We start from the raw sequence: 19,018 nt of genomic DNA on the forward strand, positions 1-19,018 counted from the left end.
AAGCGCCCTTTTCCTCAAATTTCGACCTGGGCGCCCAGTTCGATCAGACGATTGCCCGGAATCTGGAAGAACGCCGTGGCCGGCAGCGCGTTGCGCGCCATGAAGGCGAACAGCTTGTCGCGCCACAACGCCATGCCCGGACGCTTGGCGTCCGCGATGATGGTTTCGCGCGAAAGGAAGAACGTGGTGTCCATCATGTCGAAGGGCAGGCCTTTCTTGGAACACTTGGCCAACGCGCGAGGAATATTGGGGTCTTCGGCAAAACCGAAGCGCAGGGCCAACCCGTAGAAATCGCCACCGAGTTCGCTGATCTCGATGCGCTCGCCCAGGTCCGCCGTCGGCGTTTCCAGCATTTCCACCGTGAGCAGCACATTGCGCTCGTGCAGCACCTTGTTGTGCTTGAGGTTGTGCAGCAGCGCATGCGGCACGGCATTCTGGTTGGCGGTGAGGAACACGGCCGTGCCCGGCACGCGCAGTGGCGGATGCTCGGCGATGTTCGCGATGAACGGATCCAGCGCCAAGCCCGACTGCTTGATCTCGCGCACCACCAGCTCGCGGCCGCGACGCCAGGTGGTCATCACGATGAAGATCGCCACGCCCAGCACCAGCGGGAACCAGCCGCCGTATTCGATCTTGATCAGATTGGCGCCCAGGAAGGACAGGTCGATGGTGAGCAGCAGCACGCCGGTCACGATCACCGTCAGGCGGCTCCAATGCCACTGACGGCGCGCCACGATCAAGGCAAGAATGCTGGTAATGGTCATGGTGCCGGTCACCGCGATGCCGTACGCCGCGCTCAGGTTGTCCGAGCTGCGGAAGCCAAGCACCGCCGCCAGCACCATGATCAACAGGAAGTTGTTCACCCACGGCACGAAGATCTGGCCGGACATTTCGCGCGAGGTGTGCACCACCGGCATGCGCATCGAATAACCCAGCGACATCGCCTCGCGCGTCATCGAGAACGCACCGGAGATCACCGCCTGCGAAGCGATCACGGTGGCGATGGTGGCCAGGCCGATCATCGGATACAGCAGCGGCTCGGGCGTCAGCTTGAAGAACGGGCTGTCGATCGCCTCGGGATGGTTGAGCAGCAGCGCACCCTGTCCGAAATAGTTGAGCACCAGGGCCGGCAGCACGAAGCTGAACCAGGCCAGGCGGATCGGACGCTTGCCGAAGTGGCCCATGTCCGCATACAAGGCTTCGGCGCCGGTCAACGCCAGCACCACGCCACCCAGTGCAATAAAGGCCTGCAGGCCGTGACTGAAGAAAAACTTCACGCCATAGGCCGGATTGAGCGCCAGCAGCACGTGTGGGTTCTGCACCACCATGCGCAAGCCCAGCAGCGCAATGACGATGAACCACACCACCATCACCGGACCGAACAGTCGACCGACGCGTTCGGTGCCATGACGTTGCAGCGCAAACAGGAAGAACAGAATCACCGCGGTGATCGGCACCACCCAGTGACCCAGGTTGGGGGCGGCGACCTTCACGCCTTCCACCGCCGACAACACGGAAATGGCCGGCGTGATGACGCCATCGCCATAGAACAGCGCCGCGCCGAAGATGCCGATGATGGCCAGCAGCCAGCGCTGGCGCGCATCGCCTCGCACGCTGCGCAGCGCCAGTGCGAGCAGCGCCATGATGCCGCCCTCGCCCTTGTTGTCCGCGCGCATGATGAACACGACGTACTTGAGCGAGACCACGATGATCTGCGCCCAGAAGATCAGCGACAGCACGCCGTAGATGCTCTCGGGCGTCGGCTTCATGCCGTCGTGGCTGAGCGTGGTCTGCAAGGTGTACAGCGGGCTGGTGCCGATGTCGCCATAGACCACGCCGATCGCGCCGAGCGCGAGCGTGGCCAGCCGGCGTTTGGTATCAGCGTCGGACATGCCGTGGGAGGAATCCGGAGTCACGTCTCAATGTCCTAGTGCGGCGCGCAGCGCCTTGCGAATGATAGCTTCGGCCGTGTCGCCCTCGCTGGCGACCTTCTGCACCAGCCGGGTCACTTCGGCCGGCTTGTAGCCCAGCTGCTGCAAGGCCACCGTGGCTTCACCCGTCGGGTCCAGCGGTGCGCCGTTGGGCGCCGCATGCGAGCCCGGCAAGGTGGTGGCCAGCCCGTCCACGCGATCGCGCAGCTCCACCACCATGCGTTCGGCGGTCTTCTTGCCGATGCCCGGAATCTTGGTCAGCGCCACCACATCGCCCGTCTGCACGAGCCGGGCAAAATCGTTGGTGGACACGCCCGACAGCACGGCCAGCGCGATCTTCGCGCCGATGCCGCTGACTTTCTGCAGGTTGCGGAACAGGGTGCGCTCGGACTCGTGCATGAATCCGTACAGCGCCACGCTGTCTTCCTTCACCGCGTAATGCGTGAGCAGGGTGACTTCCTTGCCGGTCTGCGGCAGGTCGTAGATGGTGGACATGGGCGCTTCGAGCTCGTAGCCCACGCCACCCACTTCCACCATCAGCCACGGCGGCTGCTTGGACACCAGGGTGCCGCGCAAACGACCGATCATCGACGCCTCCAGGCGGTACGAGGAATGCCCACGCGGGCGAGACTGGCACGCGTGTGTGCGTGGGTCACCGCGATGGCGAGCGCGTCTGCCGCGTCAGCCTGCAGGGGGCCCTTGAGTCCGAGCAGGACGCCGATCATGTGCTGCACCTGGGTCTTGTCGCCGCGGCCGCTGCCGACCACGGCCTGCTTTACTTCTGTCGCCGCGTACTCGTGCACCGCGATCCCCTGGCTGACCACCGCGCAGATCGCGGCGCCCCTCGCCTGCCCCAGCTTCAATGCCGAGTCCGGGTTGCGCGCCATGAACACGCGCTCCACGCCGCACTCGTCCGGCCGATGGGCGGCGATGATGGCACACAGCTCGTCAAATATGCGTTTCAGGCGCAGCGGAAAGGTGGCTTCGCCAGCCACCGCCAGCGCGCCATGGTAGACATGGGACAGCTTGCCCGTGGCGTCGACATCGATGATGCCTACGCCGGTGCGCTGACTGCCCGGGTCAATGCCGATGATGCGGGTCATGGGCGAAGAGTCGCCGCGGGCCGATGAAGCGGCCGCGAACTTAGCTCGCAGCCTCGGCCGGCAGCAGCGCGTTGTGGGAAACCTCGCTGACGTCGTCGAGCGCATCGAGCTTCTCGAGCAGGTCGAGCAGGGTTTCGAGTGCTTCGTCCGGCACCGCGACGCGATTGCTCGGGCGCATGCCCACGCCGGCATGCTGCGCGCTCAGACCGGCGGCGATCAGCGCCTGCTGCACCGCCTCGAAGCTTTCCGGCGAGCACAGCACGGTGCTTTCGCCATGCTCGTTGACCACGTCGTCCGCGCCCGCGTCCAGGGCCGCTTCGAGCACCTTTTCTTCGGCCGCTTCGTTGCCGCCGGTGGCAAACACCAGCTCGCCCACGCGGGAGAACTGGAACGCCACCGAGCCGGTGGTACCCAGGTTGCCGCCGTGCTTGGTCAGCGCGTGGCGCACATCGGCCACGGTGCGGGTCGGGTTGTCGGTGAAGCAGTCGATGATCAGGGCGATACCGGCCGGGCCATAGCCCTCATAGCGCAGTTCTTCCATCGCGGCGCCGCCGTCGGCGCCCGAGCCGCGCTTGATCGCGCGCTCGATGGTGTCCTTGGTCATATTGGCCGACAACGCCTTGTCCACCGCCGCGCGCAGGCGCGGATTGGCGGATGGATCGGCGACGCCGGCGCGTGTTGCCACGGTGATTTCGCGGATCAGCTTGGTGAACACCTTGGCGCGCTTGGCGTCTTCGGCATTCTTGCGACCTTCGATGGACGGGCCTCTACCCATGGCACTTCCTGCAAATCTGGTGAACGGACGAGGCGCGAATTCTATCGCTTCACGGCGCAGTACGGGCAAGCGGCACGCGAAAGCGCCTGGGACGGCGCTTTGTCAGGCCTCGGCGCGATCGAAACGACCCTGCTGGAGGAACTGGGTGACCTGGCGCGCGGCTTCCTGGGAAAACAGCAGCCCCGTATGGTTGGTCTCGATGGCGCAGTGGTCGGCAATGCCGGGGAGAAACGTCTCCTCCACCGTCACGCAGCCGTCGTTGTCGCCGGCGAACTGTCCGATCATCGCGCCCAGGCCCAGCGACACCTTGCCGGCGATCACACCCACCTCGCGCTCGCCCTGCCAGCGTTCGAAGCCGTTTTCCAGCAGCTCGCGATTGTGGCCGAGCAGCACCTCGCCACCGCGGCCCATGCCGGCGAAGCGACGGGCGGCGGCGCTGCCCTTGAGCGGCGAGCCCAGACAAACCACCCGCCCCGGCGGCAAGGCGACTTCCGCGCAGGCGCGCAGCGCCAGCAGACCGCCCAGGCTATGCCCGACCAGATGCACCCGCTGCGCATCCTGTCCCAGCTCATGGATGCGAGCCTGCAGGCTGTTGAGGATGCGCGGCTGCGAAGCGGCCACGCTCATATAGTCGAAGCGATGCACGCGAAAGCCCGCTTCCATCATGCGCCGATGCAGCAGCAAGAGCGCGAAACCGCGCATCCAGAGGCCGTGCAGGAGAATGACGTGATCGGTCATGGCGCGTGTGGGGACTTCATCGACAATGAGAATGATCGGGCCTTGGCAGCCAGATCATTCTGAAGAGTCCATTGTGCACAAAAAGTTGCGCCGGGGCCGCGACGTGGTGCGCGGATGAGTCTGCACGTGCAGGTTTTCAGGCTCGTCATTCCGGCGCAGGCCGGAATGACGGCAGAAAAGCGGGCGCGGAATTATCCAGCCGGCTTGGCTTCCGCAGCCACCTTCACATGCAGCTCCTTCAGCTGCGCCTCGCTCACCGGCGACGGCGCATCGGTCATCAGGTCCTGCGCGCTGGTGGTCTTGGGGAAGGCGATCACGTCGCGGATGGATTCGGTGCCGGCCATCAACGCGGCAATGCGGTCGATGCCGAAGGCCAGGCCGCCGTGCGGCGGCGCGCCGAACTTCAGCGCCTTGAGCAGGAAGCCGAATTTCATCTCCGCCTCGTCCGGCGAAATGCCGAGCAGGTCGAACACCGCGCTCTGCATGTCCGGGCGATGGATGCGGATGGAACCGCCGCCGATCTCGTTGCCGTTGAGCACCATGTCGTAGCCGCGGCTCACCGCATTGGATGCGTTCGCGCGCAGCTCGGCGATGTCGTCCGCCTTGGGCGCGGTGAACGGATGATGCAAGGCGACGAAGCGCTTTTCTTCCTCGTCGTATTCGAACATCGGGAAGTCGGTGACCCACAGCGGCTTCCAACTGTTCTCGACCAGGCCGCGGTCCTTGCCGACCTTCAGGCGCAGCGCGCCCATGAAGTCGGTGACGGCTTTCCACGTGCCCGCGCCGAAGAACACCATGTCGCCCGTTTCGGCGCCGGTGAGCTTGAGCACGCCTTCCAGCGCCTTGTCGTCGAGGAACTTGGCGACCGGCGAGTTGATGCCTTCGCGACCCTTGGACAGATCATCCACGCGCAGCCAGGCCAGGCCCTTCGCGCCGTACTTGGCCACGTATTCGGTGAGCTGGTCGATTTCCTTGCGGGTGAACGTGGCGCCACCCGGCACGCGCAGCGCGGCCACGCGACCGTTGTCGGCATTGGCCGGCTCGGCGAACACCTTGAATTCCACGTGCTTCACCGCGTCGGCGATGTCGACCAGCTCCAGCGCAATACGCAGATCCGGCTTGTCCGAACCGAAGCGACGCATCGCTTCGGCCCAGGTCATGCGCGGGAACGCGGCGTCGAGTTCGACGTTCACCACTTCCTTGAACACGTGGCGGATCAGTTCCTCGACGAAATCCTGCACGTCCTTCTCTTCGACGAAGGCGAACTCAAGGTCGAGCTGGGTGAATTCCGGCTGGCGATCGGCGCGCAGATCCTCGTCGCGGAAGCAGCGGGCGATCTGATAGTAGCGGTCGAAACCGGCCATCATCAGGATCTGCTTGAACAGCTGCGGCGACTGCGGCAGTGCGTAGAACTGGCCTGGATGCACGCGGCTGGGTACGAGGTAGTCGCGCGCGCCCTCGGGCGTGGCCTTGGTCAGGATCGGCGTCTCGATGTCCTGGAAACCGGCAGCATCCAGGTAGCGGCGCAGCGACTGCACCAGCTTGATGCGACGACGCATCATCTGCTGCATGTCCGGGCGGCGCAGGTCGAGGTAGCGATAGGTCAGGCGCATTTCCTCATTGGGGTTCTCGTGCATCGCGAACGGCAGATCCTTCGCGGCGTTGAGAATTTCCACCTGGTCGGCGACCAGTTCCACCGTGCCCGTGCGCAGCTTGTCGTTCACCGACAGGCGCTTGCGGATGGTGCCGGTGACGCGCAGGCAATACTCGTTGCCGATCTCGTTGGCCACCGCGAACGCCGCCGCGTTGTCACGCTCGATCACCACCTGGGCCAGGCCCTCGTGGTCGCGCAGGTCGACGAAAGCCACGTGGCTCTGCAGGCGCAGGGTGTTGACCCAGCCACACAGGGAAACGGTCTGACCGACCAGTGCCTCATCGATGAGGCCGCAAAAATGCGTGCGCATGCGCTTGGAACTCCGGGCCGCTGGGCGGCGTGATGCGTGGACAAGAAGACCCGGAATGTTAACACCGACCCGCCCGGCGGCGAGCGGCAGGCGGGCTTCGAAGACCGCGCCTGCGCCCACGTTTCAGCCCCTTACCAGCGGCGATTGACCGAGAACAGGCCGCGGCAGCCCTTGGAAACCCATACGCCGGCACGGTTCCAGCCCCAGCTGTAGCCTTGTTCGCAGGGCGAACCGGACAGCTGGCGCAGCAGCACGGCATTGCCGCGCCCGCCCACGTCCACCTGACAGAAGTGGTACTGCTTGTCGTTGCTTTCGCACTGCAGGCGGATTTCGCGATCCCAGTCCGGACCCGGGCGCCAGCCGCCATTGTCCGGCGGGCGATAGCCCGGCGGCGGGTAGTAGCCGCCACCACCCGGCGGGCGGTAACCGCCGCCGCCCATTTCTACGAACTGCGCGCGACAGCCCTGGTCCACCCACAGGCCGCCGCGATCGACACCCCAGGTCCGCCCGCGAATGCACGGGCTGTTGGATTCCTGGCGGATCATTTCGGCGTCGCGCCACGGCACCTGGCAGCGCGTAAAGCGGCCATCGTCGCTGCCGCAGCGCACCTGGTCGCGACCCTGCGCATGCACGGCCGGCGCCGCCACCCACAGCAGGCCTGCCATGAGACCTGCCGCTACACCCATCAAACCCGTTCGTATCCGGAACATCGATCCCACTCCTCTGTGACGGCTAGTCACGCTAGTGGGAATATCTTCAACCGGAATTGAATATCTTGCGACTGTTCGCAGAAACCTGCAGGCCGGCTATCCGGCGTTCAGCCATCGGGCTCAGCTGTCGCTGGAGGAACTCGATGGCGTGGGCGTGCTCGGTGCGCTGGCCGCAGGTGCGGCGCTGTCGCCAGCGAGGTTGCGCTTCTTGTCGCCGTCCTTCTTGAAGTCGGTCTCGTACCAGCCGCTGCCGGCCAGGCGGAAGCCGGGGGCGCTCAGGCGCCGCTTCACTTCGGCCACGTCGCACGCCGGGCACACCGACGGATCGGGATCGGCGATCTTCTGCAGACGGTCAAAACGATGGCCGCAGCTGGCGCATTCAAATTCATAGATAGGCATGGAGACTCCGCAGTATCGGTCGCCGTGCCGGGATCACGCACCGGCCGCATGCAGCGACAAGTCGTCATTATCGAGGCGAACGGCGGGAATTCAACGATACGCCGCTGATGCCCAGGCCAGCGGCTAGAGCGCCAGCGCCACCAGCACGGCCGCTTCGGTGAGTTCGGTCAGCGCGCCACAGGTATCGCCCGTCATGCCGCCCAGCCGGCGCAGGCAGGTCCATCGCCACCAGCCAAACACGAGCGCGGCGGCGAGGATGGCCCGCAGTCCGTGCCAGCCGGCCAACAACGTGGCGAGGGTGGCCAGCAGCAGCGCCAACGCACACAGCGCACGGGATTCGCCCACCAGGCCGCTGCCCAGGCCGCCGCTGCGTACATAAGGCGTCGTCATGAAGGCCGCGGTGAGCACCGCGCGCCCCAGCAAGGGCGCCACCCATAACATCGCCGACGGCTGCGGCACGCTGGCCAGCGCCGCGAACTTCAACAGCAGGACCAGGGCGATCGCAGTAACCCCGATGGGGCCGCTGCGCGGATCTTTCATGATGGTTAGCGTGCGCTCCCGATCGCCCAGGCCGCCTACCCAGGCGTCCGCGCTGTCGGCCAGGCCGTCCAGGTGCAGCGCACCGGTGAGCGCCACCCACGCAACCAGCAACAGCGCTGCCGCCAGCAAGGGCTGCGCGCCGGACAGCAACCATCCCAGGCACCACAGCAAGGCGCCCAGCAAGGCGCCCACGGCGGGATACCAGGCCAATTGCGCCGAGGGTGAAGACGCGCCATCGAATGCGCGCGCCGGCAGCGGCAGGCGCGTGAGAAATCCGATGGCTGCGAACAGTCCTCGCATCAGGCCTGTTCCTGCTTGCTGGCGGGCGGCGCCCACGGCAACACATGCAGCGATGCGTGCGGCACATCGATATTCGCCATCTCGCCGAAGTCGCGCGCTTCCGCCTCGCAACGCAGGAGACGGATCGCACCGCCATGGGTCACCACCAGCACGCGCTGCGTTTCCGCTGCTTCGGCGACGTCGTTCAAGGCGGCGCAAAGGCGATCGCGGAACGCGGCAAATGGCTCGCCACCCGGCGGCGGATGCGCAACCGGATCGGCCCAGAAGCGCGCCAACGCGTCGCCCTGCTCCTGCGCCAGCGTCTCGATGGGGACGCCCTGCCAGTCGCCGAAGTGGTATTCGGCCAGACGCGCATCGACCCGCATCGGCACGCGGCGCGCGCAGGCCAGGTCCTGCGCGAACTCCGCGCAACGGCGCAGCGGTGAGGTGACGATCGCATCCCAGCTGCGTCCGAAAATCGCCGCGCGCAATTGGCTCCAGCCCAGCGGGCTGAGCGCGTCGTCGAGTTGGCCGCGATAGCTGCGCTGCCCGGTATCGCCATGGCGCAGCAAGTCGATGCCGGTGTGCTTGCCGATCATGCAGCGCTCACCCCCGCTTGCGCGAAGGTGGCCATGCGCGCGTGCAGATCGCAGGCCAGCCGCATCAGCGGTACAGCGGCGGCGGCACCGCTGCCCTCGCCCAGGCGCAGGCCAAGGTCGAGCAGCGGATCGGCTTCCAGTACCGACAACAGGCGCGCATGACCGCGCTCGCGCGAGCGATGCGCGAAGAACATCCATTCACGGCAGGACGGATTGATGCGCACGGCTGTCAGCGCGGCAGCCGTGGTGATGAAGCCATCGACCAGCACCGGAATGCCGCGCTGCGCTGCGCCGATATAGGCACCGCAGAGCGCGGCGATCTCGAAACCGCCCACGCGACCGAGCCAGGCCAGCGCATCGTCATCGGCCGGAAAACATGCCAGCGCGCGTTCGATCACCTCGGCCTTGTGCCGGATGCCGGCGGCATCCAGGCCGGTGCCCGCACCGGCGAGCGCACTGGGCGACTCGCGCAATAGTCCGCAGGCCAGCGCAGCCGCCGAGGTGGTATTGGCGATGCCCATCTCGCCGCCGATAAAAAGTTTTGCCCCAGCCTGCCGTGCTGCCTCGGCACTGTCGGCGCCGGCACGCAGCGCCAGCTCCAGTTGCACCGCGCTCATCGCAGGCTGCTCGCAGAAATTGCTGGTCTGCGGCGCAATGATCGCGCGGCGGACATTGGGCAGTTCACCCGGATCGTTCACTGTGCCCAGGTTCACCACTTCGAGCATGGCGCCGAGGCTGCGCGCCAGCACGCTGATCGCCGCGCCGCCGTTGGCGAAGTTGCGGATCATCTCGCCGGTCACCACCTGCGGAAAGGCCGACACGCCTTCGGCGGCCACACCGTGGTCGCCAGCAAAGATGCTGATCCATACCGATTGCACCGACGGCATCACCGTGTGCTGCATGCCGGCCAGACGCACGGCCAGCGTTTCAAGCGTGCCCAGCGAACCCGGCGGCTTGGTCAACTGCGACTGGTGTTCCAGTGCGCGCTGGCGGCTCGCTTCATCGATCGCAAAACAGGGTTCAGTCAGCCAGTCTTGGCTCATGTAAGGCTTCCTTTGAGAGGCATCGGCAATCCGGCCGCGACCAACACCACCCGCTCGCACTGCGCGGCAAGGGCTTGGTGCAGGCGTCCGGCTTCATCCACAAAACGTCGCGTGAGTTCACCCATGGGCACCACGCCCAGGCCCACTTCGTTGCTGACCAACAGCAGCTGCCCCTTCAACGAGGGCAGCAGCTGAAGCAAGGCGTCGCGCTCTTGCGCGTAGCGTGCGGTGTCAGGGTCGCCCAGCAGGTTGCTGAGCCACAGCGTGAGGCAATCGACCAACACGCAGCGACCCGGACGCGCATGCGCTTCCAAGGCCGCCGCCAGGGCCAGCGGTTCTTCCACGCTGAGCCAGTGGGACGGACGCTGTGCCCGGTGATGGGCGATGCGCGCGGCCATCTCCTCATCGTGCGCTTGGGCCGTGGCGATGTAGACCACCTCGTGTCCCGATTCGGTGGCGAGCCGTTCGGCCAGCGCGCTCTTGCCGGAGCGGGCGCCGCCGAGGATCAGGGTGCGCATGACGTGGTCTCCTTCACCGGTTGCAGCAGTCGCAGCAGCGCCGAGGTATCGAGCTGGGCTTCCACGGCATCGGCCACGCGGTCGATGCTCGCCTCGCGCAGCGCATGCAGATCGAGCGGCGCGGCGTCGCGCAGACGCGCCCAACCGAGCAGGGCCGCGAGCGCCTGCGGCTCATCGAACAGACCGTGGAGATAGGTGCCGAGGATTTGACCATCCGGCGACAGCGCGCCATCGGGCGTGCCCGGATTGAGCACGCTCGCCGGCTGCTCCAGCGCTGCACCACGACTGACGCCGCAGTGGATTTCATAGCCGCTCACCCGCGCGTCTCCCAGGACCAGTTTCCCCTCCACGCGGCGCAATTGCTTGCGCAGTTCCAGCGTGGTCTCCATCTGCAACCAGCCCAGTCCATCGCTCGAGCCCGGCTCGCTCTCGATGCCATGCGGATCATGCACGAAGCGCCCCAGCATCTGGAAGCCGCCGCAGATGCCGATCACTTTCCCGCCGTAGCGTAGATGCCGCGTGATGGTTTCGTGCCAGCCCTGTGCGCGCAGCCAGGCCAGGTCGGCGCGGGTGGATTTGGAACCGGGCAGGACGACCAGGTCCGCGTGCGGGTGCGCCTCGCCGGGACCCACGAAACGCATATCCACGTCCGGATGGGCCAGCAAGGCGTCGAAGTCGGTGTGGTTGCTGATGCGCGGCAAGGCGGGTACCAGCACGCGCAGGCGTGCCGCCTGCTTCGGCACCGCGTCGCGCGGCAAAGCGTCTTCGGCTTCCAGCTGCAGGCCATGCAGGTAAGGCAGCACGCCGAGCACCGGCTTGCCGGTTTCGCGCTCCAGCCAATCCAGCCCGGGTTGCAGCAAGGCCATATCGCCTCGAAAACGATTGATGACGAAGCCGGCAACACGTGCGCGTTCACTGGCGGAAAGCAGCGCCAGGGTGCCCACCAGATGCGCGAACACGCCGCCGCGATCGATATCGGCGATCAGGATCACCGGACAGTCGACCGCCTCGGCGTAGCCCATGTTGGCGATGTCGCGATCGCGCAGATTGATCTCCGCCGGGCTGCCGGCGCCTTCCACGATCACCGCGTCGTAGCGGTCGACCAGGCGATGATGCGAAGCGAGCACGGCATCCATCGCGATGCGTTTGTAGTCGTGGTAATCGCGCGCATCCATGTTCGCCACCGGATGCCCATGCACGATCACCTGCGCGCCGATATCGCTGTTGGGCTTGAGCAGGATCGGGTTGAAATCGGTATGCGGTTGCAGGCCCGCCGCCTGCGCCTGCACGGCCTGGGCGCGGCCGATCTCGCCACCGTCGACCGTGACCGCGGAATTCAAGGCCATGTTCTGCGGCTTGAACGGCGCGACCGCGATGCCGCGTCGGCGCAGCCAGCGGCACAAACCGGTAACCAGGGTGCTCTTGCCTGCATCGGACGTGCAGCCCTGCACCATCAGCACGCTCATCGCAGCATCTCCTTCAAGTCCAACGCGCCCAGCGCCTCGTCGAGTCGCCGCAGCGCGGCCTCTTCGGTAGGCAGGCCGAAGCGCAGGCTAGCCGGCGTGTCGAACAGCCGGGTCAGGATGCCCTGTTTCGCCAGCGCCACATGCACGGCTTCAGCGTGTGCGTGCTGCCACCACTGGAAGAACGCGCATCCCGCCGTCGCCGCCATGCCATGTCGCAGCAGCACCGCCGCAAGACGATCGCTCATGCCCTGCAGCCACGTGCGTGCCGTGGCCTGCCAGGCGCGATCGGCAAGCGCCAGCTTCAACACATGGCGCGTCGGTCCACTCAGGGTCCACGGGCCCAGTCGCTCGCGCAGCGCTTCAAGCAACGCAGGATCTGCTGCCACGAAACCCGCGCGCGCTCCGGCCAGGCCAAAAAACTTTCCACACGAACGCAGCACGATCAGGCCTTCACGATGCGCTTCGCTGCACAGGCTGTCCTGCGGCGTGGCATCCATGAAAGCCTCGTCGACAACCAGCCAGCCGCCGCGCGCAGCCAGCGCCGCGTGGCATGCCAGCAAAGCGTCACGCTCGAAGCGTTCGCCACCAGGATTGTTCGGATGGACCAGGACGATCACGTCGTAGCGCGACGGATCGGCCAGCAAGCTCGATGCAGACAGTGACTCCACCACGTGGCCGGCGCGGCGCCAGGCATGCGCGTGTTCGTTGTAGCCCGGTGCAATCACGCCCACCCGCGAGGCTGGCCGCAGGTTGGGCAGCATCTGGATGGCGGCTTGCGATCCGGCCACGGGCAACAGGTGCGGCGCGCCGTAGTACGCGCACGCGATGTCGATCAGGCCATCGTCGTCTTCGGGCAAGCGCTGCCACACGGAGGCCGGCACGACGGGCGCCGGCCAGGCAAACGGACTGATGCCGGTGGACAAGTCCAGCCACGCTTCCGGCGCGATGCCGTAGGTGCGGGCCGCTCCCAACAGGCGTCCGCCGTGTTCAAGCATGGCCGGCTCCCCAGCGCACGACGCCGAGCAGCGTGATCACCACCAGCCAGAGCACCACGCAGCGACGCACCAACTGCAGCGCGCGCACGATGGACTGCCCATCCGGTGCGTCTCCTTCGCCCAGCACCGGGCGCGGTTCCCACACGCCGTCATAAGGCGCGGCACCACCGAGGCAAACGCCCAGCGCACCGGCGCCGGCAGCCATTACCGGACCGGCGTTCGGGCTGTCCCACTGCGGTGCCTGCACGCGCCAGCAGCGCCACGCCCGCGCCGCATCGCCCAGCAACAGGTAACTCATCGCAGTCAGGCGTGCCGGCAGAAAATTGAGCACATCATCGATTCGCGCTGCCGCCCACCCGAAGCGCTCGTAGCGCTCAGTGCGGTAGCCCCACATCGCATCCAGCGTGTTGGCCAGCCGATACAGCACCGCGCCCGGCGCGCCCAGCACGAGGAACCAGAAAAGCGCGCCGAACACCGCGTCATTGCCGTTCTCCAGCACCGATTCGGTGGCGGCCGCAGCCACCTGCGCGTCATCCAGCGCGGCCGTGTCGCGACTCACCATGCGGCCCACCGCCGTGCGTGCGCCAAGGATGTCGCCGGCAGCCAGCGCGCGGGCGACCGGCAGCGCGTGATCGCCCAGGCTGCGCAGGCCAATGACCAGGTAAAGCACGAGCACGTCCAGGGCCAGGTGCAGTGGTCCGAGCCAGGCACGCAGCAGCCAGGCCAGGGCCACCAGCGGCAGCACCACTGCACACCACGCCAGCACGCCTGCCGAACGACGATCGGCATGCCATCGCGATTCGGCCCAGGCGGCCAGACGTCCAAACAACACCAGCGGATGCAGGCGCCGCGGTTCACCCAGCCACGCATCCAGCAGCACCGCAAGCAGCATGGCCAGGGCGGTGGTCATGGCTGGAACAAGGCCACGGCCGCCGCCGGGTTCGACGGAAAATACAGATGCATGAAGCTCGCGGTGAAGCGCTCTCGCCTATACACGCCTTCCCGACTCGGGCCGCCATCCGGGTTGCTGGCCATGACCAAAGGCGACTCGGCGATCTCGGCAAGCGCGTAGTGGAAGGTATGGCCGCGCAACTCGCCTTCGGGCAAGGCGACCGACTGCATGCCCAGTCCCCCGAGCCGCGTCTGCATGGTCGCCTGACCACGCAACAGACCCGCCATGGGAAACGCCTTGCCATCGGTGCCCGCCAGGGAATCCAGCGCGTAAAGCATGCCGCCGCATTCGGCCAGCAGCGGACGGCCGGCATGCACGTGCTCATGCAAGGCGCTGCGCAAGCTGTCGCTGTCGGATAACGCATGCAGATGCAGTTCGGGATAGCCACCAGGCAGCCATGCCGCATCGCATTCGGGCAGTGCGTCGCCAGCCAGCGGCGAGAAGAAGCGCAACTCCGCGCCGGCTTCGCGCAGGAGATCGAGATTGGCCGGATAGAGAAAACAGAACGCGGCGTCGCGAGCGATCGCAATGCGGCAACCCTTCAAATGCTTGGGTGTTGACGCGCGCGACGCAGCAGGAAAGCTCACCGGTGGCGGAAGTTCGGCCGACGCATGCGTAGCCCACGCATCGGCCAGCGCGTCCAGGCGCGCATCGATATCGCCCAGCTCGCCCGCCGCCACCAGCCCCAGATGGCGCTCGGGCAGGGCCAGCGCCGCATCCCGCGGCAACGCACCCAGCCACTGCAGATGCGACGGCACACTGCCGGCAAGCAGTTGCGCGTGATACGCGCTGCCCACGCGATTGGCGGCGAAGCCATGCACGCGCAGGCCGTCGCGATAGCTGGCCAGTCCCAGCGCCAGCGCACCAAAGGTCTGCGCCATCGCCGAACCATCGATCACGGCCAGCACGGGCAAGCCGAAGCATTGGGCAAGGTCGGCGCTCGACTGGCCGCCGTCAAACAAGCCCATCACACCTTCGACCAGGATGAGATCCGCCTCGGCAGCGGCTTCATGCAAGCGTGCGCGTACGTCGTCCTCGCCATTCATCCACAGATCGAGCTGGTAAACCGGCGCACCACTGGCGCGCTCGAGCACCATGGGGTCGAGAAAATCGGGGCCCGTCTTGAACACGCGCACGCGCCTGCCCTGCCGCACGTGCCAGCGCGCCAGGGCCGCCGTCACCGAGGTCTTGCCCTGCCCCGATGCAGGCGCCGATACCAGCAAGGCAGGACAGGATGCGCTCGGGTCGGTCATCGGTGAACTCCGTCGTTGTTGCCACTGCCCACACCGGGCAGACGTGTCAGAGCTCGATGCCCTGCTGCGCCTTGATGCCTGCCTGGAAGGCGTGCTTCACCAGGCGCATCTCCGTCACCGTATCGGCCAGCTCCACCAGGCCATCTGGCGCGCCGCGCCCGGTGATCACCACGTGCTGGCGTGGCGGGCGCGCCTTCAGTGCGGCGCACACGACATCCAGGTCGATATAGCCCTTGACCAGGGCGATATTGAGTTCGTCCAGCAGTACGAAGTCCAGCGTCGCATCGGTCAGCATATTGGCCGCCACCTGCCAGGCCGCAGACGCCGCCTGGATATCGCGCGCCTTGTCCTGCGTCTCCCACGTATAGCCTTCGCCCATCACGTGGTAATCGAGCTCATCGGGAAAGCGGCGGAAAAACGCCTCTTCGCCGGTGGAAAAACTGCCCTTGATGAACTGCACCACGCCGCAGCGAAAACCATGGCCGAGCGAACGCGCCAGCATGCCGAAGCCCGACGAGCTCTTGCCCTTGCCGTTGCCGGTGTTCACCACCAGCACGCCGCGCTCGATGGTGGCGCGGGCGATCTTGCGATCGACCAGCTCCTTCTTGCGCTGCATGCGCTCGCGGTGGCGTTCTTCCGCATCCGGCGTTTCGGGCGTGTCGCTCATGCTCAGGCTTCCTTCTGGTGGGCCGTGGAAGACGATGCCACGCGCACGATAACCGCGTGCAGCACCAGGGCTGCCGCGACGTAGCTGAGGGTGGTGCGCACGAACAGCGGACCCCACTGCCACAGGCGCGCCAGGTATTCGGTCATATGCGGCTGCGCATAACGGCCGCCCAGCCAATAGAACGAACCGTTGGAGATGGCGAAAGAAGCCACGGCCGCCAGCACTGCCACGCCGAATGCACCGAGTAGCGACAAACCGCTCTGATCTACGCGCGGCGCATACCAGCGCCCGGCGTACCAGAGCACTGCATAAGCCAAGGGCAGAAACGAGTACGCCAGCGTCACGCAGAAAGCGCTCACGCCCGCGTAGCTGATCGAAATCCAGTCCAGCGCCACGGCGAGCAACACCATCACCACGAAGGTCCAATGGCGACGCAGATACAGGCCACCAAAAAAGAACAACGCCATCGATGCATCGGGCAGATGCAGCACGTCGCCAAAATGCTTGAAGCGGGTGGCGATCATCACCGCGACCAGGACCAGCCACAGCGCGTTGAAACGGGAACCGGAAAGAGCTTTCACGAAACGACTCCTGGTCGTATGCATGGAAGACGCCGGGACCTTCGCAGGCCCCGGCGTCATGGCTTACTGCGCGGGCTGATAACGCAGGGTCAACATGTAGTTGCGACCCGGCTGGTTGAAGTACCAGGCGGTCTCGTAGTCCTTGCCGAAGGCGTTGTTGAGTGCCAGCTGCAGCTTGAAGTCGCGCGAGATGGCATAGGCGACGCGCAGGTTGGTGATCGCATAGCCGCCCAGCGGATGCTGGTTGGCCAGGTCATCGTAGCGACGGCCCGAGACGAACCACGTGCCGCCCACGCTGAAGTCGCCGAAGCTGCGGTCCAGGTCGATATTGCCGGTCTGGCGCGCACGGCGCGGCAGCAGGTTGCCTTCATACCCGGTCGACTCGTCGCGCGGGTCCAGCCAGGTGGCCGTGCCCGTCACCAGCCAGCCCAGCACGTGCCCGCTCACCACGCCTTCCGCACCGCGGATGCGCGCCTGGTCGACATTGCCCGGCGCCTGGGTAGCGGCGTCGTAGGTGATCAGGTCGGTCACGTTGTTGCGGAACGCATTCAACGACCAGTAACCCCAGTCGTAGCTGCCGCGCAGACCGAGTTCGAAGTTCCTCGATCGCTCGGGCTTGAGATTCGGGTCGCCGTAGTACGGGTAGTACAAGTCGTTGAAGGTCGGCGCCTTGAACGCGGTGCCGTAGCTGGCGGTGAGCCGCAGGGTCTGGGTGAAGTCCCAGCCCCACAACAGGCTGCCGGTGTTCTTGCTGCCGAACTGGCTGTTGTCGTCATGGCGCACGCTGGCCTGCACGGATTGGCTGCCGAAGGTCTGCTGCCACTGCACGAAGCCGCCGCGGTCGATGCGGCTGTTCACCGGCACGCCGGTGAACGCATTTACGTAACCGGCCGTGCTGTCCACGTGGTCGCGCTGCCAGTCGAAGCCGGTCGTCAGGAGGCCGCCCCAGAAACCGATATCTGCCTGGAACGAACCCAGGTCGCGATGCGTGTCGAAACGATCGACGTACACGCCCTGATAGAAGTCCTTGCTGAAATCGCCGCTGGTGCCGAGGCTGAGCGTGAGCTTCACATTGGACGCCGGGCGATAGTGCACGCTACCGCCGACGACCTGCGTGGCGCTCTTGTCCGAATCGGTATACGTGCCGTCGTAGTAGTTGTGGCCTTCGCTGCGGAACAGACGCACATCGGCGTCCCACTGTTCGTCGAACTTGTAGCCACCCTGCAGGGTCAGCGCATTGTTGCGATAGCCGTCCTTGTCCGGCTGATCGGCGAAGCAGGCCGCGCCCACTTCGGCCGCGCCCACGCGGCAGGAATTGATGCCGTGCGTCTGCTCGTGCGAGGCCTCCAGCGAGTACCAGGCATCGCCGCTCTTGCCGGCGAAACCGGCCGAGCCGCTCAGATGGCTATAACTGCCGACGCCCAGGCTGAAGGACGGCACGAAGGCGCCTTCCGGACGACGCGTGAAAATCTGGATCACGCCGCCGATCGCCTCGGAGCCGTACAGGCTGGAGAACGGACCGCGCACGATTTCGATGCGCTCGATCTGCTCGACCGGAATGTCCTGCAGCGCTGCGGTGCCCAGCGTGGCCGAGCCGATCTTGACGCCGTCGATCATCACCAGCACATGGCCGGCTTCGGTGCCACGCAGGAACGCACTGGTCGCCTTGCCGGGACCGCCGTTGTTGGCAATCTGCATGCCCGGCGTGCCGCGCAGCAGGTCGGCCAGCGACGCCGGCTGCAGGCGTTCGATATCGGCCCGGTCGATCACCGTCACCGCGGACAGCGTCTGGCTCTGCGTCTGCTCGGTACGCGTGGCCGTCACCACCACACCGTCGAGGTTGGTCGTATCGTCCGCGAACGCGGGGAAAACGATGGTCAAAAGCGCCGTCGCCAAAACGGTGCGACGGATCATGGAAAGTCGGATGGTCAAAGTACTGCTCCTCAACCGCGCCTGCCCGCGCGGATCGCATGGGAAATAGACAGGCAGGAGGAGCGTGGCGGCCGTGCGCGAGCGCGGCATCCATGACACGGCCCACCGCCTGTCTGGTCGTACCTCAAGGCCGGTCTCCGGGCTCGCGGGCGAAGACGTAAACGCCTTCCGGAACGACGCCTTCCCATGCGCTTGGCACAGTGGCTGATGTCGCTCCGTCGATCCCCATCTGGATCGCGCCTGCCTACCGTTGCGGGGGCAGCTCCGGAATAGGCGCACAAGCGCCGCACCGGATTCCCGTTTCAACTCCCAGCCACTGGCTGGGGTCACCTCAGGTGGGGCGAATGGTAGCAGAGTGGGGGCTGGGGCCGTTGGGGTGAGCCGTCTCCCCCGTTTCGTCCGTGCACGCCTTCCTGTGGGAGCGCACCCTGTGCGCGACGGCCACGCTGGGATGTATCGCTTCGTAGGATCGTCGCGCACAGGGTGCGCTCCCACAAAAAAAGCCGCTCCGCACGCACCAGAACTCACGGCTCTTGATGTGGCTCTGGCCATTGGGGGTCCCCGTATGACGCG

General features: G+C 66.3%; 19 protein-coding genes and 1 riboswitch. All 19 genes read right to left on the bottom strand.

Annotation, left to right across the window (positions count from 1 at the left end):
- Positions 1-14: 14 nt before the first annotated feature.
- The 19 genes from Y882_RS06365 to btuB all read right to left on the bottom strand — a co-directional run bounded on the left by Y882_RS06365 (position 15) and on the right by btuB (position 18,535).
- A complete protein-coding gene (locus Y882_RS06365) occupies positions 15-1,892 on the bottom strand; it encodes a potassium transporter Kup (protein ID WP_046971054.1) in 1,878 nt (625 codons plus the stop codon).
- 27 nt (positions 1,893-1,919) lie between these two features.
- Entirely contained in the window at positions 1,920-2,519 is a 600-nt protein-coding gene (ruvA, locus tag Y882_RS06370; protein WP_046971055.1) for a Holliday junction branch migration protein RuvA, read from the bottom strand.
- A complete protein-coding gene (gene ruvC / locus Y882_RS06375) occupies positions 2,516-3,034 on the bottom strand; it encodes a crossover junction endodeoxyribonuclease RuvC (RefSeq protein ID WP_046971056.1) in 519 nt (172 codons plus the stop codon). Before ruvC ends, ruvA begins: the two co-directional genes overlap by 4 nt.
- A gap of 40 nt (positions 3,035-3,074) precedes the next feature.
- The gene (locus tag Y882_RS06380) at positions 3,075-3,809 is read right to left on the bottom strand and encodes a YebC/PmpR family DNA-binding transcriptional regulator (protein WP_046971057.1); all 735 of its coding nucleotides are present in this window, start codon (positions 3,807-3,809) and stop codon (positions 3,075-3,077) included.
- A gap of 102 nt (positions 3,810-3,911) precedes the next feature.
- Positions 3,912-4,547: an esterase/lipase family protein gene (locus Y882_RS06385; RefSeq protein ID WP_046971058.1), complete on the bottom strand. Its 636-nt coding sequence runs from the start codon at positions 4,545-4,547 to the stop codon at positions 3,912-3,914.
- A gap of 191 nt (positions 4,548-4,738) precedes the next feature.
- Positions 4,739-6,511, bottom strand: coding sequence for an aspartate--tRNA ligase (gene aspS, locus Y882_RS06390; protein WP_046971059.1), 1,773 nt, complete (start codon positions 6,509-6,511; stop codon positions 4,739-4,741).
- A gap of 131 nt (positions 6,512-6,642) precedes the next feature.
- Positions 6,643-7,221, bottom strand: a complete 579-nt coding sequence (locus tag Y882_RS06395) for a DUF3011 domain-containing protein (RefSeq protein WP_046971060.1) — start codon at positions 7,219-7,221, stop codon at positions 6,643-6,645.
- Between the two features lie 120 nt (positions 7,222-7,341).
- Positions 7,342-7,620, bottom strand: a complete 279-nt coding sequence (locus Y882_RS06400; protein WP_046971061.1) for an FmdB family zinc ribbon protein — start codon at positions 7,618-7,620, stop codon at positions 7,342-7,344.
- 123 nt (positions 7,621-7,743) lie between these two features.
- Positions 7,744-8,463: an adenosylcobinamide-GDP ribazoletransferase gene (locus Y882_RS06405; RefSeq protein WP_046971086.1), complete on the bottom strand. Its 720-nt coding sequence runs from the start codon at positions 8,461-8,463 to the stop codon at positions 7,744-7,746.
- A complete protein-coding gene (locus Y882_RS06410; protein ID WP_046971062.1) occupies positions 8,460-9,038 on the bottom strand; it encodes a histidine phosphatase family protein in 579 nt (192 codons plus the stop codon). The genes Y882_RS06405 and Y882_RS06410 overlap by 4 nt, the downstream gene beginning before the upstream one ends.
- On the bottom strand, positions 9,035-10,081 hold the full coding sequence (cobT, locus tag Y882_RS06415; protein WP_046971063.1) for a nicotinate-nucleotide--dimethylbenzimidazole phosphoribosyltransferase: 1,047 nt from the start codon (positions 10,079-10,081) through the stop codon (positions 9,035-9,037). The genes Y882_RS06410 and cobT overlap by 4 nt, the downstream gene beginning before the upstream one ends.
- Entirely contained in the window at positions 10,078-10,599 is a 522-nt protein-coding gene (gene cobU / locus Y882_RS06420; RefSeq protein ID WP_046971064.1) for a bifunctional adenosylcobinamide kinase/adenosylcobinamide-phosphate guanylyltransferase, read from the bottom strand. Before cobU ends, cobT begins: the two co-directional genes overlap by 4 nt.
- Positions 10,587-12,065, bottom strand: a complete 1,479-nt coding sequence (locus Y882_RS06425) for a cobyric acid synthase (RefSeq protein ID WP_046971065.1) — start codon at positions 12,063-12,065, stop codon at positions 10,587-10,589. The genes cobU and Y882_RS06425 overlap by 13 nt, the downstream gene beginning before the upstream one ends.
- Positions 12,062-13,060: a threonine-phosphate decarboxylase CobD gene (gene cobD, locus Y882_RS06430; protein WP_046971066.1), complete on the bottom strand. Its 999-nt coding sequence runs from the start codon at positions 13,058-13,060 to the stop codon at positions 12,062-12,064. The genes Y882_RS06425 and cobD overlap by 4 nt, the downstream gene beginning before the upstream one ends.
- Positions 13,053-13,952, bottom strand: coding sequence for an adenosylcobinamide-phosphate synthase CbiB (gene cbiB / locus Y882_RS06435; RefSeq protein ID WP_244466266.1), 900 nt, complete (start codon positions 13,950-13,952; stop codon positions 13,053-13,055). The genes cobD and cbiB overlap by 8 nt, the downstream gene beginning before the upstream one ends.
- Before the next feature lie 14 nt (positions 13,953-13,966).
- On the bottom strand, positions 13,967-15,265 hold the full coding sequence (locus tag Y882_RS06440) for a cobyrinic acid a,c-diamide synthase CobB (RefSeq protein ID WP_046971068.1): 1,299 nt from the start codon (positions 15,263-15,265) through the stop codon (positions 13,967-13,969).
- Positions 15,266-15,311: 46 nt separating this feature from the next.
- A complete protein-coding gene (cobO, locus tag Y882_RS06445) occupies positions 15,312-15,932 on the bottom strand; it encodes a cob(I)yrinic acid a,c-diamide adenosyltransferase (protein ID WP_046971069.1) in 621 nt (206 codons plus the stop codon).
- A 2-nt stretch (positions 15,933-15,934) separates the two neighbouring features.
- Entirely contained in the window at positions 15,935-16,513 is a 579-nt protein-coding gene (locus tag Y882_RS06450; protein WP_156171339.1) for a hypothetical protein, read from the bottom strand.
- Between the two features lie 63 nt (positions 16,514-16,576).
- The gene (btuB, locus tag Y882_RS06455) at positions 16,577-18,535 is read right to left on the bottom strand and encodes a TonB-dependent vitamin B12 receptor (RefSeq protein ID WP_082120963.1); all 1,959 of its coding nucleotides are present in this window, start codon (positions 18,533-18,535) and stop codon (positions 16,577-16,579) included.
- Positions 18,536-18,556: 21 nt separating this feature from the next.
- A riboswitch (cobalamin riboswitch) is annotated at positions 18,557-18,794 on the bottom strand.
- Positions 18,795-19,018: the final 224 nt, after the last annotated feature.

It is taken from the genome of Dyella japonica DSM 16301, assembly GCF_001010355.1.
In the GTDB taxonomy this organism is placed as follows: Bacteria; Pseudomonadota; Gammaproteobacteria; order Xanthomonadales; family Rhodanobacteraceae; genus Dyella; species Dyella japonica.

Excerpts from the sequence above, each read along its gene's own strand:
- Y882_RS06365 (WP_046971054.1), bottom strand. The coding sequence starts at position 1,892 with ATGTCCGACGCTGATACCAAACGCCGGCTGGCCACGCTCGCGCTCGGC.
- ruvA (WP_046971055.1), bottom strand. The coding sequence starts at position 2,519 with ATGATCGGTCGTTTGCGCGGCACCCTGGTGTCCAAGCAGCCGCCGTGG.
- ruvC (WP_046971056.1), bottom strand. The coding sequence starts at position 3,034 with ATGACCCGCATCATCGGCATTGACCCGGGCAGTCAGCGCACCGGCGTA.
- Y882_RS06380 (WP_046971057.1), bottom strand. The coding sequence starts at position 3,809 with ATGGGTAGAGGCCCGTCCATCGAAGGTCGCAAGAATGCCGAAGACGCC.
- Y882_RS06385 (WP_046971058.1), bottom strand. The coding sequence starts at position 4,547 with ATGACCGATCACGTCATTCTCCTGCACGGCCTCTGGATGCGCGGTTTC.
- aspS (WP_046971059.1), bottom strand. The coding sequence starts at position 6,511 with ATGCGCACGCATTTTTGCGGCCTCATCGATGAGGCACTGGTCGGTCAG.
- Y882_RS06395 (WP_046971060.1), bottom strand. The coding sequence starts at position 7,221 with ATGTTCCGGATACGAACGGGTTTGATGGGTGTAGCGGCAGGTCTCATG.
- Y882_RS06400 (WP_046971061.1), bottom strand. The coding sequence starts at position 7,620 with ATGCCTATCTATGAATTTGAATGCGCCAGCTGCGGCCATCGTTTTGAC.
- Y882_RS06410 (WP_046971062.1), bottom strand. The coding sequence starts at position 9,038 with ATGATCGGCAAGCACACCGGCATCGACTTGCTGCGCCATGGCGATACC.
- cobT (WP_046971063.1), bottom strand. The coding sequence starts at position 10,081 with ATGAGCCAAGACTGGCTGACTGAACCCTGTTTTGCGATCGATGAAGCG.
- cobU (WP_046971064.1), bottom strand. The coding sequence starts at position 10,599 with ATGCGCACCCTGATCCTCGGCGGCGCCCGCTCCGGCAAGAGCGCGCTG.
- Y882_RS06425 (WP_046971065.1), bottom strand. The coding sequence starts at position 12,065 with ATGAGCGTGCTGATGGTGCAGGGCTGCACGTCCGATGCAGGCAAGAGC.
- cobD (WP_046971066.1), bottom strand. The coding sequence starts at position 13,060 with ATGCTTGAACACGGCGGACGCCTGTTGGGAGCGGCCCGCACCTACGGC.
- cbiB (WP_244466266.1), bottom strand. The coding sequence starts at position 13,952 with ATGCTGCTTGCGGTGCTGCTGGATGCGTGGCTGGGTGAACCGCGGCGC.
- Y882_RS06440 (WP_046971068.1), bottom strand. The coding sequence starts at position 15,265 with ATGACCGACCCGAGCGCATCCTGTCCTGCCTTGCTGGTATCGGCGCCT.
- cobO (WP_046971069.1), bottom strand. The coding sequence starts at position 15,932 with ATGAGCGACACGCCCGAAACGCCGGATGCGGAAGAACGCCACCGCGAG.
- btuB (WP_082120963.1), bottom strand. The coding sequence starts at position 18,535 with ATGCCGCGCTCGCGCACGGCCGCCACGCTCCTCCTGCCTGTCTATTTC.